Source organism: Arcticibacter sp. MXS-1 (genome assembly GCF_041902385.1).
Lineage (GTDB): Bacteria > Bacteroidota > Bacteroidia > Sphingobacteriales > Sphingobacteriaceae > Arcticibacter.
The window spans coordinates 2,878,708-2,896,135 of the sequence record NZ_CP169244.1; the positions used below are offsets into that span (position 1 = coordinate 2,878,708).

The window sequence follows — 17,428 nt, forward strand, 5'->3', positions numbered from 1 at the left end:
GCTGAAAGTAGTTGTTTTTTAGCGTGCGGGGAGAACCTTCAGACTGCTTTTACCTCCATTTGCAGCTCTGCTCTTTGTGTTTTTTCTTTTGCTCTTTTTTCTGCGGCCCCACCAGATATAAAATCCCGTTACAGGAAGGCTGGTAGCTATGAGCCCGCCTGTAAAGGTTATGAACTTTCCTACCGGGCCCAGCCAGGTACCCATATGCAGTGCCCAGTAGCCGTTTTCAATGTTTTCCTGCACCATGGCCTTATGGGGTATCTTGAGATCTTTCCCCGAGAAGCGGTCAACAAACACCGGCTCGTTTCCGTCTCGGCTCTTCAAACCCACCTTTCGCGAAAAGGCAATGGAGTAATATCCGGAAGAATCCATCCGGTAGGTGAGCACCTGTGCGGCCTCTGCCCATGGCAGACTCTTGAAGTGCCGTTCAATAATATCGTTTAGCTCGAAAGGGACTTTTCCGACCCGGAAGGCTGGTAGAGACTTCTCCCAGCGGGGAGAAGTAGCACCACCAAAGGAGGCTAGAGTTAGCCGGGCGAGCGGCTTAAATGCGATGATTAGCCCGGTTAGGGTGAGTACAAGACAAATAGCGAGCGAGTAAAACCCGAGTACGTTATGGAGGTCATAATTAAGACGTTTGAACTTAGCTTTCCATTTAATCTTAAAGCTTTGTTCACGCGTAGTTTTAGTCCACTTTGCGGGCCACCAGAGTACCAGCCCCGTGATGAGTTCAATCAGGAAAATGATCGTTGCAATGTCGATGATCCATTCTCCTGTGCCGTGCCAGAGCAAAGAAGCGTGAAGATGCGCTGTTACGTAGAAGAAATGTATTGTTTTATCTTCCCTCAACACTTTTCCCGTGTACGGATCCATATAGACCATTCTGAGGCCGACCTTTGGATCAAACGAGTTTAACTTCACCGAGCGCCCCGGGTCACGGAATACCACCATATAACCGGGCGATCTTCTCTCGGGGAAGTTCTTTTTAAACTCGTTCAGGAGTACCTCCGAGGGAAGACGCTTCTGCCCCTTGTAGGGTACATAAAGTACGTCACGGTTCACCAGATCCATCACTTCATCTCCATACACGATGATTGTCCCGGTCAGGCATACAAAGATCAGTACGATGGCCGAGATTAAACTCGGCCATAAATGGAGCCATGCTATTACTTTCATCAGGACGGATTCGCCGCCCTTTCTCATACTTTCGTTCCCTGTGGCTTTCATTCCTGTTTAGAACTTATAGGTTAGATTAACGTTCACCATCCTCGGAGCCTCTCTCAGAGCATAGGCGTCGGTCGACCAGTACTTTTCATTAGAGATATTGTTCATCTTTACTCCGAAGCGATACTTCTGCTGCTCGTAGAAAATACTTGCATCTAACCGGACATATCCCGGTACCCGGAACTGAAAAGGATTCGGGTTGTAGTGGGTGGTCTTGCCAACTTTAGGCCGGCTGTTTACGAAAAACGCGTCGCTCTGAAGATTGCCTCCAAATCCTAGTCCCCAGCCCTTAAAAGCTCCCTCCGGAAGTTTATAGCTCAGCCATAGATTGCCTGTATGCTCAGGAGCCGAGGTGACGCGAAGTCCGGCTACGCTCGAGTCGGCTTTAGTATATTTGCTATCGTTATACCCGTAGCCCATAATGATATGGAGTCCGCGGATGGGGTTAGCAATCAGGTCCGCTTCAAATCCCTTGCTCTTTTGAGTTCCGTCCTGCGTGTAGACAGTGTTACTGCCAGGTATCAGCCTTAGTTTGTTTTCCACACTGATGGAATAATAGCTCAGGGTGCCGTTTAGCCGGCCTCCCAGTAACTCTAATTTCATCCCTCCTTCGGTTTGTCGTGCATGTTCGGGTTTCACCGGCGACTTCTCAGCCGGGTTGTCTTCCAGAATAGCGGGAGCCTGATTAGTGAAGCCGTCCATGTAATTTCCGAATAGCGATACTTTGTCTTTCAGTACCTGATAGACCAGCCCGAACTTAGGTGACCACGAGGTCTGTTTATAGTCATCGAATACACTTTCATAGCGATCTACCCGGATGCTCGCCATCGCCGAGAAACCGGCACTCATGCTGATTACATCTGATGCATAAGCGCTTAATGTTTTGTAATTCCGGAAGTTGGCGCCCCGCTCTGCTGTTGCCTGCATTTGATTGTATTTCTCGACAGAAAGGTCGGCAACGGAAGGCCGGGTAAAGACGATATCGTCGTACTTTAAAGATTTAGTACGCCGGTCGTTGGTTGTGATTTGAAGATAATCGGCCCCAAGCAGCATCCTGTTTCTCACAGTACCTAGTTTGAAGTCGCCCACAAGGTTTTGCTGCACCTGGTTGACACCAAAGGAGCTTGGAATATTCATCACATTCCGGCTGAAGGTAGTGTCTGAGCTAAGCGCGAGGAACAGATAGTTAGCAGTGTTCTCGGTGCTGCCATAAGAAAAAGCGGTTTGAGATATCCATGAAGAATTAATCTTATAGGTAGCTTTCGCGTAGCCATTGAATACCTTTGACTCGCTCAGGAACTGGTTATTCGTGAACGACTGCTTAAAGTTGATACGGAGATCGTCAAAGCTGCGTGCATTTCCTGTATACGTGTTCGGTATAGATCCAATATAGGTGGTGTTCCTTTTTACATTCAGCACTTCAAAGTCGAGATCCAGCGAAAGCTTATTATTGGCTTTATAAGTAAGTGACGGTGCAGCTACGCGCGTCATAGTTTTTCCGTAGTCCTGCCAGCTGTTCTCATTAGCATAGGCTCCGTCGAACCGAAATAGCAGGCTTTTGTCTTCATTAACTGGTGTATTGAGATCTACAGTAAGCCTGCTTAAACCGTAGCTCCCGGCACTATAGCCGACCTCACCCTTAAACACATCGAAAGGCTTCTTCGTCACGCGGTTGATCAGTCCGCCATAAGATACGAGGGTAGATGAGCCGAACAGAGTAGAAGAAGGCCCTTTGATCACTTCAATGCTTTCCAGATTTACCGGGTCAGAAAGAGAAACAAAATTGGTAGCCATTCCGTTCCTGATTGCTCCTACGTTGTTTGAACCACTGAAGCCCCGCAGCCGGATTGAAAGGCCCATGCCGCCCGAGCCAACCCCATTGGTGACATTCGTAAGTCCCGGTACTACCTGCAGAGCGGTCCTGAAGTCAATCACTTGCTGCTCCTGCAGTAGTTCCTTCGGTACTACCGTGTACACCTGAGGATTCTCCAGATTGTTAAGCGGCATCCGCGCTACAAAATCACTTTGCTTCTTTGCAAATCGCGTGCTCGCTGTAGTAACGGCTACTTCCGTAAGCATCGCGACCGAAGAAGTGAGGTGGATCTTGGTCTCAACTGTTTTACCTTCCGTGATAGTGATCTGCCTTTCTACTTCATGATGACCTATCAGGGATACCTTCATGGTGTAGGTGCCTGGGATCACTCTGTTGAACATGAAAATGCCTTCATCATTGGTAATGGCCATTTTTCCCCCTGGTCGGAGTGTGATTGTTACCGCCACTGCGGGTTTGTTGTCAGAGGTCAGGACTTTGCCCTTTAACATGCCGCTTTGCTGCGCCATGGATGGAGACAATGAGAGGTATAGGCTAAGGAGGACAAGGGAGAAATTTAACAAGCTCCCGGGAATTAAACGTTTAAACATTGCAACTTATTTAGACTTATTATAAATTGCAGCAAAAATAGAATGACACCGGTGGGGGAGGTAACGAATGTGGGAGTATTAACAACGAATCCGGGATGAGAAGCATTTACACGATAGCCGACATGACCACCCAGGTGATATCTAAAGAACATCCTCAGGGAATGCGTGCAAAGAACGGATTGGAAGAATCTGAGCTCTGTGTCGAGTACAAAACAATGAGGAGTTCCGCCAGGGCGGTGTTGTTGGATGGGGCAAAGGTTGTTTATAGGGAAAGCTGCATCACAGAGGAGTTCAGGATGGGAGTAGAACATGATTTTCCATTTCTTAAAATGCAGTTCGAAATAGAAGGACACTCGGCCTTTCACAGTACAGTACGAGGAGTTCCGGATGTGGTTATTCCGGGCGGTCACCACCGTTTCTTTTTCCTCCCGGAAGTAAAGGGCTTTCTCACCTACCCGTGCTCGAGAAGTACGGTCGAGATAAACCTGACGGAGGAATTTCTTTCCAGGATACTGCAAAATGATCTTCGTGCCATGGGCGCTTTTAGTGCTGCGCTGGGGCAGAGAGAACCGGCTTTGCTTGGTACTCGGCCAATGCCAATATTGCCGGAAATGCGGTACATTCTTTTTGAGATGAAGAACTGCAATTATCAGGGGATCCTGAAGAAGATCTATCTGGAGACGAAAATTACAGAACTTCTTTTGATGCAAATCAGACAGACAGGAGAAAGTGGACAGAGGGATGTCAGAATGAAAAAGGCCGACATAGAGAAGCTTCACTTCGTAAAGGAGTACATTGCCCGCAACATTCATGATCCAAAGTCAATTGTTGAACTGTCGAGGCTCTCAGGAATGAACGATTGTAAGCTAAAGAGCGGCTTCAAGGCTGTCTTTGGCTGTACCATTTTCGAGTATCTAACTTCGGTCAGACTTGATAGGGCGAGGCATTTGCTGGAGGACGGTGATCAAACAATAGCAGAAATCGCTTATCTGGTCGGTTACCGTCATTCTCAGCATTTCGCCGCCGCTTTCCGCAGAAAGTTTGGCTGTAGCCCCAGTCAGGTAAGGCCAAATTCTTAGTAAAAGACGATCTGACGCTACCCGCCAAACGTATTCTGCCGGCTCTCTCCCCGCGCCTAATAGGAGTACCGGTCAATCGACTAGCCCGAGAAGGCAATGATGTAGTCCAGGTATGTTTCGTCTTCACGCTGAGCTCCGCGGGTATAATAAGGTTTTCCGAGTAACCGCACTTCCTGTGTCGATGACACACCTGCCAGGCTGATACACCGCCGTTCAGGGAGCGGAACCCTTCCGTCCAGGAGCTGATAGGCTTCCTCTGATACAAGGAGATCGTTGTTTAATTCTTTTGTCTTTGTCTGGAGCCTGGAAGCGATATTTACAGGAAAACCCATGACTGAAAGTTTGCTCTGACCGTCGAGCGACGATTGTCCTATCACAACCTCCCCTTATGCAGCCCGATGCCGATCTCCAGAAGCTCACCCCGGTTTTCATTCCCGTGGGCAGCGTTAAAGAGGTCGATCGTGTCAAAGATCATTTTTGCAGCCTGGTAGCTTTCGTTCACTGCTTCTTTTATTGCCCCGCCCATACCAAAAACAGCGTAGAGGCTGTCGCCCGCCGTTTCCACTACTGTCCCCCCGAAGCTTTTTACAATTTGACCGAACATGGAAAAAAGCCTTTTTACTACCTGAACAACTTCTCTCGCCGGCCGCGATTCCATCAGTCCGGTAAAGTTGCGGATATCAAGGAACATAATGGCCAGTTCCTTTTCAAGCTCGGGTGGCTGCAGAGATGCCACCTGGGCAGTCACCAAACTGTTGAACCTACTCAGCAAACTTGTGTTACTGTTCGTCAAATTTGAGGAAGTAAAATTTAATTCCATGTCCAGCTCTTTATTAGGTAGACGAATGAGAACTGAAAAGATTTTAAGAAATATTAAAATAACCATTGAATAAATTCACCTCGTTCATTACTTCTCATTCTCCTCCGTTCAAATTCTCGAAGAACAGGAGATCCTGCTTTGTTCCTCCTCTGTTTTTCAAATATTCAAGCATCTTGTTCGAGAACCATTTGATTTGGGCTAATAACTCGGAGTTGTTAAATTTAATCCGGTTTTACCGGTGACCTGCGATCAGGGAACGCCCCGTTTGACCGACTTATTTATTGTAATTTTGCCCTTATTTTAATTATGGCTTCAGATAGCAAGAACGTACATTATTGGTTAGTGAAAAGTGAACCCCACAAATATAGCTGGGAGAAGTTTAATGAAGATGGTCGTACCTTCTGGGACGGCGTGCGGAACTTTCAGGCCAGGAATAACCTGAAGGCAATGAAGGAAGGAGACCTGGTCTTATTTTACCATAGTAACGAGGGAAAGGAAGTGGTAGGCGTAGCAAAGGTTGTAAAAGAGTTCTATCAGGATCCCACAACTGAAGACGCAAATTGGGTGGTGGTTGACCTTGCGCCTGTTGAGTCCCTAAAGAAGCCTGTCTCCCTTGAACAGATCAAGAAGGATGAAAGGCTTCAGAATATCGGACTTGTTAAACAGGGACGACTATCCGTAATGGCTCTTAAAGCAGAAGAGTTTGACCGCATTGTTGAGCTGGGCGCTTAACCCTGGTTGCTCTATTGGAATACCGTCCCTTATGTAACTGCATACGCGGAAAAGTTTTAATCCACATCATCCGCCGGGAAAAAGATGGCCCGCAGGCCCGTCGCATTTTCCGGCTTCATTTTTCCTGCCAGGATCAGACGAAACTCCCGTCTTGAGCCCGCCGTCTCGTAAAAGCGCTTCTCTTCTTCCGTTTCCGGTATGAGCTCGGGGATCAGGGCCGGCTTTCCATCGTCATCAAGTGCAACGAACGTATAAAAAGCTTCGTTGCTCTTGATCTTTGTTCCCGACGGGATATTTTCGCTATAGACCTCTATCCGCACTTCCATAGACGTATGGAATGCCCGTGTTACTTTGGCCGTAATAGTTATCACATCTCCCAATTTTACGGGATGTTTGAAAGATACGTTGTCCACTGATGCTGTCACAACGATATGATTAGAATGCCTCTGTGCCGATATTGCTGCCGCGATGTCCATCAGGTGAAGGAGTCGTCCCCCCATTAAATTGTGCAGAGGATTGGTATCGTTTGGCAATACCAGTTCGTTCATTACGGTATATGATTCACTAGCCGGTTTCGAAGTTATTTCCATATGAGGGTTGTGTGTTGTGAGTTGTGTGTTGCCTGTCTTCTTTGTTCTATGTTCAATGGTGCTATCTGTGTTGTGTGATTTGTACTGCGGCTAAGTTCAGCGTTTCGAGTTGCCTGTGTTTTTGCAACAACTAACCACTCCTGGCAATAGTAGCCTAAAGTAACAACGGTCTATATGCAATCGGCCTCAACGTTGAAAAGCTATAACCTCCACTTACAACTTACCACTTAATACTTACAACCTACAACTTACAACTCGCCACCTACAACTCGCTATACCCCACCAGTTCTTCCCATCTGGAACCGGGGCGCTTGTAGTAGAAGAAAAGCTGATATCGGTTGCGGGTCTGAAAGAAAGAGCCCTCAAATGCGGTCCTGTTCGCTTCAACCGGTGCCCCTCCAGAGTTCCTTGCCCACACATACTGGTAATCATACAATCCCTGCTTCAGTAACAAGCTTCCGTAAAAACGGTTTCTCTCCGCGTCGTACACCATCTTGTTTTCATCCGATAGGTCGTAGCCATTGAACTTGCCGACAATGTATGCATCTCCATCTTTTGATGGAGGTTCAGCTTCAAGTACGAAATTCACCTGTGCGTAGTCAGCATCCGTACGGTTATCCCTGCCGTCGAGGTTCCTGATGTAAAAGTTTCCGTTTTCGTCGAAGGAAGAGTTATATGGCCCTGCGCTGCGCTCTGTGTCGGGTAATAGCTGAACAACATTGACCGTATCTTTTCTCATTGCGGCTACCCGCTCCGACTGGAGTCGCAGCGTCCTAAGATCGAAGAACCTGAACTCGTTTCCCCCGGCAAAATCAAACAAATTGAGATCGTTATAGACCAGCTGATTGGGCCGAATGAAAGTAGGCCGTGGCGCAATCTGTATTGCATCGGGCCGCCCGTTCTGCATTACAATCATGCGGATGTCGAGATACGGGTTCTGGATCTCCAGCTGGGAGCTGTTCACAATGGCATTAACCTTCTGATTCTGATCCCGGTTCTGTACCTTGCCCGAGGATGCGATTTCAGCGGCAATGGCCACCCTGGGAGAAACAATGTAAAAACGACGGGTCAGAAGCAGCCGGTTCTGATCTCCGTCCTCGTATACCTTCAAAAGGTAATTTCCCGACAGCTTCGGCCTTACTGTTGTTCCGGGGAAAATAAGCTCGTAATGCGTATACTTTTGAAGCGTATTAAAAGAAAAGCGATACTCGTTAATCCTGTCTTCTGTAAAGCTTTCCAGATAATCGATAGGAGAAAGCCTGCTGCTGTTCCACTGAGCATCGCAGTGCTCAATTGTATAATAGAGGTTCCTGCTTCCCGCTCTGAGATCGTCAAAGGCGAGCAGCAGTTCATCGTTGCCACCGAGCGTGATGACAGGCGTCGACTGTTCCTTCGAGCGGTTGTAAAATTCGACAGATTTTATTTGCGGAATGTACGCATGGTCCTTGTAAACCAGTTGTTGCTCAGGAGCCAGGGCCGCTGACTCCCGTTTCTTTTTCTGCCCCCAGGCCGGGGCTGTCGCATACATTAACAGGATGAATAAGATGAACAACCGCCGTCTGCATCCATTCTTTCCAGTCTTCCTCATAACCATTCCGCCCATCGTTGTCCCCCTGTTATTAGTTGCTTTCCAGTTCCATGATTTGTTCGGCCAGGCTTTCCCAATCGGCCTGGCTGGTCTGCAGATCACCCTTCGCTTTTTGATAGCGCTCATTGGCTGCCTGCAGTTTCGCTGCGTCCTGATAGATCTCCTCGTTGCCGAGTTCTGCTTCCGCCTCTTTTACTTCTTTCTCCAGGCCGGCGATCCTGTCTTCCAGCTGCTGAAGCGTCTGATTCAGCTTCTTAAGCTGCCGGTTCTTATCATCGTTCTGCGTATGTTGCTTAGGAGCAGCTTTCTCTTCTTTCTTTACTGACGCCGGCGCAGGTTTAGAAGATGTCACTACCCGCCTGGAATTCCATTCTTCGTACTCTGCGTACGTTCCCGGGTACTCCTTGATCTGATGGTCCTCAATAAACCATATCTTATTTGCCACATTATCGAGCAAATAGCGGTCGTGCGATACCACGATGAATGTTCCTTCGAACTGATTCAGGGCCTGGATCAGGATATTGACCGACTGGATATCGAGGTGGTTGGTAGGCTCATCGAGGATCAGGAAGTTGGCGTCGGCAGTCAGCGCTTTCGCCAGGGCGACCCTTGATTTTTCCCCTCCCGACAGAACCCGGATCTTCTTAAATACGTCGTCCCCTGTAAAAAGGAAGCTGCCCAATATAGAGCGCAGTTCTGTTTCAGTATGTTTAGGAGCAAAGGCCTGCAGTTCGTTCAGGATTTCATTGTCCAGATGCAAGGATTCCAGCTGGTGCTGCGCAAAGAAAGTCTCCGTTACGTTATGGCCCGTGATACACTCACCTTCAAATTTTTCTGTTCCCGCGATGATCCGCAGCAAGGTAGATTTTCCCTTCCCGTTCGCTCCGATCAGAGCGATCTTGTCGCCTTTTTCAATAACGGCGCTCGTATGATCCAGGATCTGGTTGGAGGGGTATGACTTGCTTACATTTTCGAGGCGTATTACGTGACGGCCCGATTGCTTGCTGAACTTGAAGCTGAAGTTGACGGATGGATTGTCATCATCCACATCGTCGACGCGATCCATCTTTTCGAGCATCTTAATACGCGACTGGGCAAACTTGGCTTTACTAGCCTTTGCCCGGAACCGTTCGATCAGGCGCTCTTCCTGCTTTATTTTTTGCTGCTGATTCTTGTATTCGTTCCGCTGGATTTCCTCACGCATGCCCTTTTCTTCCAGGTAGTAGGTGTAATTGCCGGCATAGGAAGTAAGCTTTCCTTTGCGCGATTCCACAATTCGGTTTACCACCCGGTCGAGGAACCACCTGTCATGCGATACAATGACAATAGCGCCGTCAAATGCCTGAAGATAAGTTTCCAGCCATTTGATAGAGGGTAAGTCAAGGTGGTTGGTAGGCTCATCGAGCAGCAGGATGTCGGGCACCTGAAGAAGAATCTTGGCCAGCATCACACGCATTCTCCAGCCCCCAGAGAACTCGGAGAGAGGCCGTTTCTGGTCATCCTCGCTGAACCCGAGACCGGCCAGGATTTCGTGAGCCTTAAACTCAATGTTGTACCCGTCGAGTGCTTCAAACTCATGCTGCTTGTCGCTGAGTTTATGAAGGATGTCGTCCGAGTAGTCTGTTTCGAGCTTCTTGAGGAGCTTTTCAATCTCCGCATGGAGCTGATTCTGACGGGCAAAAGCTTCCATAGCCACATGCAGAATGCTCTTATCGGACTGATACGACAGCAGGTCCTGGTTCAGGTAACCGATCTTTAGATCCTTCGACATCGAAATAGTGCCGCTCGTAGGGCTATAGTCGCCCACGATCAGCTTTAAAAGTGTCGTCTTTCCCGTACCGTTGGCGCCAATCAGTCCGGTTTTGTCGCCAGGCTTGATGTGCCAGTTTGCTTCGTCGTATAATGCCCTTGCACCAATCTCGAACGTAAGGTTGTTAATTGCAATCACAGATACAAATTTACGAAAAACATTGATGAGCTGCACTGACAATTGGGGAGGTAAGGCGATTGAATGCTCTGAGGGCTGAGTGATCGCTGCATTTTCGCTGTTCCATGGCTGGAACAAATGATAGAAAGGGCAATGTATATACCCCGCGTTCCATAACTGGCAGTAGTGATGGACATAACTTAAGCAGGAATTGGCCTGCGCTTGGTCGTATTTTATGCCGGGGAACTGACTATGTTGTGCCGCGCTGTTATTCCGGAAAAGAGAAGCCAGGGGGGACAGGAACGAGCTCACGTTTTACCGATGAGAGGATGCCGTTTATTTACTTTTTACGATCTCCTGGAACTCGTAATGGAAGGCTTTACGGTGCGGCTCAATTGGGCAATTCAGCTTGTCACTTAACGCTTTGACGAAACAGCCGCCGAAGTAAAAAATTATGGCAGAATAGAATACGAACAGCAGGATCAGCACAATGGATCCGGAGGCTCCGTAGATCAGTCCTATATTGCTGATGGTGAGTAAGCTTTTCGTAACCGTTTTACCCAGTGCGAACAAGACTCCCGTAAAGAGGCCTCCTGCCCAGGATACCTTCCATGCCGGCCTTCCGTCAGTAAGAAAGCGGAATAACATGGCAAACCAGATGGTGACAATGACAATGAAGAAGATTTCGTTCAGGGTGTTCGCAAATATTAAGCGGGTTTCGGGGAACAGGTACGAAAGGTAGTTCCCGAGTATACTTTGTGCGGCTTCAATGACAAGTCCCGAGGCAAACAGAAGCCCTGCCAGTACAATGATGCCTAGTGCCCTTGCCCGTAATTTCAGCGTAAACCAAATGCCGGGTTTGGATACCACACGGATCTGCCATATTTGATTGAGGGAGTTTTTAATGACATTAAAGAGGCTTGTGGCAACGAAAAGGAGGAACGCAAATCCCAGCAGTGTGACGTACCAGTGTCTGCTCATGATACTCATATTCTCCAGTACTTCCTTAATCTGCGAAGCGCTGTTCTTGTTGATCATGGTGCCGATCCTGGTGAGCAGTTCTTTCCGGAGCGACTGTTCATTGATAAAAAGACCGAAGATCTGGATCAGGATGACCATGATCGGGGGCAGAGCAAAGGTCGTGAAAAAGGCGGTGGCGCCAGCCAGGCGCAGTGGGTCGTTCCTTTGCAACTCGGTAAAAGAACTCCTGAGGAGGGAGGGCATCATGAGGCAAACCTCGCCAAGTGTCTTAAGTTTTTCTGCCAGTTTCACTTCAATAGTATAGAGAGGATCAGAGCAAAGCAAATGCCGTATATTTTTTTCTGCTGTGCTGGCTCGGGTTTCTAAAAGTAAAGCCGGCCTGGGGATTAGTGCCTGCCGGCTGATCAGTTCCTGAAGAATAACGTATTCGCAATCCTGTGTGTCGTCTTTTCCCGACTTTAAGGAAGCAGTTAGCATTGTCAGAACGTGGATCCGCAGGAGGGCACCTGGAGGATCATGACAACATCCAGAGAACTCAAAAAAAGAGGCTGAGATCGCTCTGACCCAGCCTCTTTCTTACAGTTCCTGTTACCAGATCCGAATCCTGTCTTCCGGCTTTTTATATAATTTGTCGCCAGGTTGTACATTGAAGGCCCTGTACCAGGCATCCATGTTAACAGGGGCTCCGATGGTGCGATACTCTCCGGGAGAGTGCGGGTCGGTCAGAATGAACTGAGCAGCCGTTTCCGGGAGAATATTCCCTCTCCATACTTGTGCCCATGACAGGAAGAAGCGCTGGTCAGGAGTAAATCCGTCGATCTTCTCATTTGACCGGCCCTGTTTCGTCATCTTGAAGGCTTCGTAAGCTGCGTTGAGCCCGCCCAGGTCACCGATATTTTCACCCATGGTCAGCTTGCCATTCACGTGGATCGTATCAAGGATGGTATAAGCGTCAAACTGCTCGCCCAATGCCTTGGTTTTTGCCTTGAACTTAGTCAGGTCTTCGGCGGTCCACCAGTTGCGCAGGTTTCCGTCCTTGTCGTACTGACTGCCCGAATCATCAAATCCGTGAGACATTTCGTGACCTATAACAGCCCCAATACCTCCATAGTTTACGGCGTCGTCGGCTTTAGGATCGAAGAAGGGGAACTGAAGTATTCCTGCCGGAAATACGATCTCGTTCATAACCGGACTGTAATACGCGTTTACCGTTGGAGGTGTCATTCCCCAGCGGGTGCGGTCTACCGGCTTGCCTAGCTGACTGACCATTTCGTTGTAACCCCAGGTGTCGGCGTTCCTCAGGTTTTGGAAGAAGGACGTTCTGCCGATCGTCAGGCCCTCGTAGTTTTTCCATTTGTCAGGATAACCGATCTTGGTGTTGAACGCCTGCAATTTAGCAAGCGCCTTTTCCTTGGTCGCGTCGCTCATCCAGTCGAGGTTTTTGATGCGGATGGCGTATGCTTTCCGCAGGTTTTCTACCAGTTCCTGCATGCGAGCCTTGGCTTCGGGCTTGAAATATTTCTTCACATAGAGCTGTCCGAGCAGCTCGCCAATGTTGCCATCGGTAATGGAAGACATGCGCTGCCATCTTGGTGTTTGTACCTTCTGGCCTGTTAGTACCTGAGTAAAGGCGAAGTTAGCCCGTACGAAGGGGGAGCTCAGGTAAGCAGCAGAGTTCTTTAATACATTCCACTGCAGGTACGTTTTGAGGTCTTTAACAGGAGTGCTGCTGAGCTGACTGTTCAGGGCTGAGAAGAATTTGGGTACGTTAACAAGAATAGTGTCTTGTCCGCTTACCTTCATCTTAGGAAGGAGTGCCTGCCAGTTCAGTGCAGGAGTGAGGCGGTTGAAATCGGCCACCACAAACTTGTTATAAGTTTTCTGCGGATCTCGCATTTCCACGCGACTCATCTGCGCTTCCGCAAGTGCTTTCTCGAAATTGAAGATCGTCTCTGCGTTCTTTGCCGCTTCTGCTTCAGGGGTCCCGGTCAGCTTGAAAAGGGTAGTAATATATGTTTTGTACGCTTCCTGCACCTTGAGGCTTCTTGCATCCGTTTTCAGGTAGTAGTCGCGGTCGGGCAGGCTTGTTCCTCCCTGCGAGAGCTGAGGTACGTTTTTGTTGACATTTTTTCTGTCCTGCCCCACATAAAAGCCAAAAAACGGAGAGCCAAGGCCGCTAGTGCGCATAGTTGCCGCTTCGTTGATCACGCCTGTCAGGTCGCTGATCTTATTGATCCGGGCAAGGTCTTCCTTGATCGGAGTATAGCCAAGTTTTTCGATCGTCAGACTATCCATGCCAGCCGCGTAAAAGTCGCCCACCCGTTTCTCAATCGAGCCGGCAGGGGCGTTTTTCTTCATGGAGGCTTCGTGGAGAAGGTCTTTTACTGCGTTAATGTTGAAATCGCGCAGCACGTTAAAGCTTCCCCAGCGGGTTTCTTTAGCAGGTACGGGGTTGTTTTTGATCCAGGTTCCGCTCGCGTAGCGGTAGAAATCGTCGCCCGGCTTCACGGAAAGATCCATGTTGGCCTGATCGATAAACTTTGTTTTTTGCTGCGCCGATGCTGCAACGCTAAGTGCCAGCATGCCTGGCAAGACAAGACTTAAATACTTTCTGTTCATGAAAATTTATACCTCCTGTATTGGAAAGAAAAGTAAAAATAGACTTTTTGCTCAATAAGGGATGCAAGTAAAAGCTATTTTACTTGTTAAACCACCTGAAGAGGCGGTCTAAATGAAGGTAATTTTACAGGATTTGTGAAATCCTGTGATTAATATGCTGTTTCATCTCGTGCCCAGGTTCAATATCTAGTATAAGAACTCATCAGGCATGGAATTATTGTGCAAGAGCCTAAAACTAGCAGCCCTTTTGCTGCAGGATCTTCTTCACCCGCTTCTTGTAGAGCGAATTGAGGAAGACGTAGCCCGCCGTGCCGGCCAGTAAGGAAGCTACCAGGATCGAGAACTTTGCTTCCGCCTGAAAAAGCGGTTCCTTAAATGAAAGCAGCGCGATGAATACCGACATGGTAAAACCGATGCCGCCGAGAAAGCCAAGTCCAATGATATGTTTCCAGCCGGAGCGGGAAGGCAGGCTGCTTAACCCCAGCTTCACAGAAATATAGGAGAATACCGAAATGCCGAGAGGTTTGCCTATTACAAGTCCGCAAATTATGCCAAGTCCGAGGGGACTGGCAAGGCCTTCGAGCATTCCGCTTTCGAAGTGTATGTTGGTATTTGCCAGCGCAAAGATCGGCATGATCAGATAGTTTACCGGACCTGTTAATCCATGCTCAAGTTTTTCAAGAGGGCTCGCTTCTTTAACGGGATTTGTCGGTATCGTAAAAGCGAGCAGCACACCTGCGATGGTGGCATGAATGCCGGAATGGTGCACGAAGTACCAGAGGAAGATCCCGGGGATAATGTAGAATATCAGTTTTTTGACACCGGCGAGGTTCATTGCAGTAAGCAGAACAAGGATGATTCCCGAATACAGAAGCTGATCCAGATGAACTTCCGCCGTATAGAAAATTGCTATCACGAGAATAGCGCCAAGATCGTCTACAATTGCCAGGGCGGCCAAAAAGATCTTCAGGGATGTTGGAACGCGCTTTCCCAGCATTGAAACGATAGCCAGTGCAAATGCAATATCGGTGGCCATAGGGATACCCCAGCCATGAGCGGTTTCCGTTCCACGGTCAATCATGGCATAGATGCCAGCCGGAACGAGCATGCCTCCCATTGCTGCAAAGACCGGAAGCGCCGCTTTCTTCGGAGATGAGAGTTCTCCCTCCAGGATCTCCCTTTTTATTTCGAGTCCCACCAGAAGAAAGAAAATGGCCATCAGGCCGTCGTTGATCCACAGCTCCAGCGGATAGCGGAGGTGGATGTTTCCAAAATCCCTTCCTAGTGGATATTCTAGCACCCCGAGAAATGACTCGTGCAAGGGGCTGTTAGCAATGATCAGAGAAATAATTACAGCGAGCATCAAAAGAAGGCCGCCAGTCTGCCCTGATTTTAAGAAGTCTTTAAACGGTTTAAAGTTTATAAGCTTGCTCATGGGGCTAAAGTAAGGTTTTTCGGCGGAAATATGACCCGCTACAAGGTCTTAAGGCAGAGGTATAGTTCGGGGGTTTTTGTGTTGTTTTTTGCCTAAAATTCTGTTTAGTAGTTGTTTAACTATCCGGCGAGGTGAAGTTTTAATCTCAATTGTTAGCTCAATGTTACAGTGCCCGGTCTCCCGTTCCCGGGACTGGAACAGGAGACCGAAGTGCTATAGTATTTCGGCAATATTTCCTTTGCCCTGTCTGACAACGTTAAACTCGCCAGTGGTGCAGTCGACCACTGTGGAAGCAATATTACCCCCATAACCGCCGTCAATTACAATATCTACCAGGTCCTTGAACTTTTCGTGGATCAGCTCCGGATCGGTTGAATACTCTAAAATCTCGTCCTCATCCCGTATGGACGTGGATACGATGGGGTTGTCGAGCTGGCGAACGATTTCTCTGGCTATATCATTGTCGGGCACTCTGATGCCCACTGTTTTCTTGTTCGAACTGAGGAGCTTGGGTACTTTATTTGTGGCTTCAAAGATGAAGGTGTAAGGACCCGGAAGTGCCTTCTTAAGCAGTCTGAACACAGAGGTGTCTATCGGTTTGACATATTCAGAAATATGGCTGAGGTCGTGGCATATAAAGGAGAAGTTTGCTTTCTCTGGCTTGATCCCCCGGATCTGGCATATCTTCTCGATCGCTTTCTGGTTCGTGATATCACAACCAAGCCCGTAAATTGTGTCGGTGGGATAAATCACAAGCCCGCCGTTTCTTAGCACATCCACCACTTGCTGGATGGCTTTTTCATTTGGGTTCTCAGGATAAATGCGTAACAACATATGAATGAAATTAAAAAAAGTTCGGTTTATTCTATAAGCTAATTCTGTAAAATCTCCAGTACTGTATTCTCTTCTGCCGGAAACCCTGTGCAGGTCAGGACCCAGCCCTGTTTCATATCTTCGTCGGTCAGCACTTCGTTGATACTCATCTGCACCCTGCCGCTTCTGCAGAGCAGTGCGCAGTTTCCGCATACTCCGCCTCTGCAACTGTAGGGCAAAGGTAAGCCTTGTTCCAGTGCGGACGACAGAATATCTTTACCCGAGGGTACTTTTATGCTGTGCCGGGCACCGTGGCCCGTGATCAGCACGTTTGTCTCCGGGAAAGCAGGGTGATGCACGGCTCCTGATCGCATCACCTCAGGGATATAGTTCTCTTTGAGGACCTGATCTTTGCGGAAGTGCATAAAGCCAAGCATGATCTGTATCATACGCATATAGGTAAACGGCCCGCAAACCAGAAATACAGCATCTTCTTTGCCATGGCTAAGCTCCTGCCGGACGTACGACTCCAGAAAAAGATTACTCAGATGTCCCTGATCTTTAAGGCGGCGCTGAGGATCCGAAAACAGGAGCTTCAGCCTGAAATTCGTGTACCTCGCGGACATGTCCTCGATCTCGGACATGAACAGGGCGTGCGATTCGCTATGATTGCTGTAAATGAGATGAATAGTGCTTTGCGATTCCTCCTTTAGAAGAAACCGGATCTGGGGCAGGATCGGAACAATACCACTACCAGCAGCAAAACAGAACACGTCTCTTTGTTTTTCCTGCTGTGGCGAGATGCTAAATCGTCCTGAAGGCAAAAGCGAGGTCACCTCTGTTCCTTCTTTCCAGTGCTGAATGATGTATCGGGAGATCGCCCCGTTGTCGACCTTCTTCACCGTGATCTTTAGGGGCTCGCCGGGAAGTGTCAGGATTGAATAGGACCGCCGTAACTCCTGTTGACCGGTGCGGATAATAAATGTGAGGAACTGCCCCGGCTTGTAAGCTGGTTCCCGGCTTCCCAGTCGTTCCAGCTCATACGTTTTGGCCTGAGGCGTTTCGTCTCTGACCGATGTAATCCGGAAGTGAAGTACCTTTTCCTGATCCAAGCCCATAAGGTATAAACCGCAAAAGGTTAAAGTTGTTCGGAGAGATGTGTTGCAGATGCCTATGGCCGGTTCCGTGCGGATGGAGGG

General features: G+C 48.5%; 14 protein-coding genes. 2 read left to right on the top strand and 12 right to left on the bottom strand.

The features are described 5' to 3' along the window. Window positions 1-18: 18 nt before the first annotated feature. The gene (locus ACES2C_RS12420) at window positions 19-1,227 is read right to left on the bottom strand and encodes a PepSY-associated TM helix domain-containing protein (RefSeq protein ID WP_374163423.1); all 1,209 of its coding nucleotides are present in this window, start codon (window positions 1,225-1,227) and stop codon (window positions 19-21) included. Between the two features lie 6 nt (window positions 1,228-1,233). After that, window positions 1,234-3,645, bottom strand: coding sequence for a TonB-dependent siderophore receptor (locus ACES2C_RS12425; protein ID WP_374163424.1), 2,412 nt, complete (start codon window positions 3,643-3,645; stop codon window positions 1,234-1,236). Window positions 3,646-3,740: 95 nt separating this feature from the next. On the opposite strand from ACES2C_RS12425, the gene ACES2C_RS12430 reads away from it, so the two are divergent. Next, complete coding sequence (locus tag ACES2C_RS12430; protein WP_374163425.1) at window positions 3,741-4,724, top strand: helix-turn-helix transcriptional regulator; 984 nt, start codon at window positions 3,741-3,743, stop codon at window positions 4,722-4,724. 80 nt (window positions 4,725-4,804) lie between these two features. Here the strand turns inward: ACES2C_RS12430 and ACES2C_RS12435 are convergent, their stop codons facing one another. Further along, a complete protein-coding gene (locus tag ACES2C_RS12435) occupies window positions 4,805-5,101 on the bottom strand; it encodes a hypothetical protein (RefSeq protein WP_374163426.1) in 297 nt (98 codons plus the stop codon). Then, window positions 5,098-5,544, bottom strand: coding sequence for an adenylate/guanylate cyclase domain-containing protein (locus ACES2C_RS12440; RefSeq protein WP_374163427.1), 447 nt, complete (start codon window positions 5,542-5,544; stop codon window positions 5,098-5,100). Before ACES2C_RS12440 ends, ACES2C_RS12435 begins: the two co-directional genes overlap by 4 nt. Window positions 5,545-5,850: 306 nt before the next feature. Here ACES2C_RS12440 and ACES2C_RS12445 point away from each other — a divergent pair, with 306 nt between their 5' ends. Further along, window positions 5,851-6,276: an EVE domain-containing protein gene (locus ACES2C_RS12445; protein ID WP_374163428.1), complete on the top strand. Its 426-nt coding sequence runs from the start codon at window positions 5,851-5,853 to the stop codon at window positions 6,274-6,276. Window positions 6,277-6,332: 56 nt separating this feature from the next. Here ACES2C_RS12445 and ACES2C_RS12450 read toward each other — a convergent pair whose 3' ends face one another. From ACES2C_RS12450 to ACES2C_RS12485, 8 genes are all read right to left on the bottom strand, one after another. Then, a complete protein-coding gene (locus ACES2C_RS12450; RefSeq protein WP_374163429.1) occupies window positions 6,333-6,866 on the bottom strand; it encodes an acyl-CoA thioesterase in 534 nt (177 codons plus the stop codon). A gap of 262 nt (window positions 6,867-7,128) precedes the next feature. Beyond that, window positions 7,129-8,556: a DUF5103 domain-containing protein gene (locus ACES2C_RS12455; RefSeq protein WP_374163430.1), complete on the bottom strand. Its 1,428-nt coding sequence runs from the start codon at window positions 8,554-8,556 to the stop codon at window positions 7,129-7,131. Further along, window positions 8,486-10,402, bottom strand: coding sequence for an ABC-F family ATP-binding cassette domain-containing protein (locus ACES2C_RS12460; protein ID WP_374166948.1), 1,917 nt, complete (start codon window positions 10,400-10,402; stop codon window positions 8,486-8,488). Before ACES2C_RS12460 ends, ACES2C_RS12455 begins: the two co-directional genes overlap by 71 nt. A 315-nt stretch (window positions 10,403-10,717) precedes the next feature. After that, complete coding sequence (locus ACES2C_RS12465) at window positions 10,718-11,839, bottom strand: YihY/virulence factor BrkB family protein (protein WP_374163431.1); 1,122 nt, start codon at window positions 11,837-11,839, stop codon at window positions 10,718-10,720. 111 nt (window positions 11,840-11,950) lie between these two features. Further along, complete coding sequence (locus tag ACES2C_RS12470; protein WP_374163432.1) at window positions 11,951-13,981, bottom strand: M13 family metallopeptidase; 2,031 nt, start codon at window positions 13,979-13,981, stop codon at window positions 11,951-11,953. A 235-nt stretch (window positions 13,982-14,216) separates the two neighbouring features. After that, window positions 14,217-15,416, bottom strand: coding sequence for a Na+/H+ antiporter NhaA (nhaA, locus tag ACES2C_RS12475; protein WP_374163433.1), 1,200 nt, complete (start codon window positions 15,414-15,416; stop codon window positions 14,217-14,219). A 213-nt stretch (window positions 15,417-15,629) separates the two neighbouring features. Then, window positions 15,630-16,250, bottom strand: a complete 621-nt coding sequence (locus tag ACES2C_RS12480; RefSeq protein ID WP_374163434.1) for an L-threonylcarbamoyladenylate synthase — start codon at window positions 16,248-16,250, stop codon at window positions 15,630-15,632. A 38-nt stretch (window positions 16,251-16,288) separates the two neighbouring features. Next, complete coding sequence (locus ACES2C_RS12485; RefSeq protein WP_374163435.1) at window positions 16,289-17,347, bottom strand: 2Fe-2S iron-sulfur cluster-binding protein; 1,059 nt, start codon at window positions 17,345-17,347, stop codon at window positions 16,289-16,291. Between the last annotated feature and the right edge of the window lie 81 nt (window positions 17,348-17,428).

Coding starts and splice junctions, on each gene's coding strand:
- ACES2C_RS12465 (WP_374163431.1), bottom strand. CDS start 11,839: ATGCTAACTGCTTCCTTAAAGTCGGGAAAAGACGACACACAGGATTGC.
- ACES2C_RS12480 (WP_374163434.1), bottom strand. CDS start 16,250: ATGTTGTTACGCATTTATCCTGAGAACCCAAATGAAAAAGCCATCCAG.
- ACES2C_RS12430 (WP_374163425.1), top strand. CDS start 3,741: ATGAGAAGCATTTACACGATAGCCGACATGACCACCCAGGTGATATCT.
- ACES2C_RS12485 (WP_374163435.1), bottom strand. CDS start 17,347: ATGGGCTTGGATCAGGAAAAGGTACTTCACTTCCGGATTACATCGGTC.
- nhaA (WP_374163433.1), bottom strand. CDS start 15,416: ATGAGCAAGCTTATAAACTTTAAACCGTTTAAAGACTTCTTAAAATCA.
- ACES2C_RS12450 (WP_374163429.1), bottom strand. CDS start 6,866: ATGGAAATAACTTCGAAACCGGCTAGTGAATCATATACCGTAATGAAC.
- ACES2C_RS12440 (WP_374163427.1), bottom strand. CDS start 5,544: ATGGAATTAAATTTTACTTCCTCAAATTTGACGAACAGTAACACAAGT.
- ACES2C_RS12425 (WP_374163424.1), bottom strand. CDS start 3,645: ATGTTTAAACGTTTAATTCCCGGGAGCTTGTTAAATTTCTCCCTTGTC.
- ACES2C_RS12445 (WP_374163428.1), top strand. CDS start 5,851: ATGGCTTCAGATAGCAAGAACGTACATTATTGGTTAGTGAAAAGTGAA.
- ACES2C_RS12420 (WP_374163423.1), bottom strand. CDS start 1,227: ATGAAAGCCACAGGGAACGAAAGTATGAGAAAGGGCGGCGAATCCGTC.
- ACES2C_RS12470 (WP_374163432.1), bottom strand. CDS start 13,981: ATGAACAGAAAGTATTTAAGTCTTGTCTTGCCAGGCATGCTGGCACTT.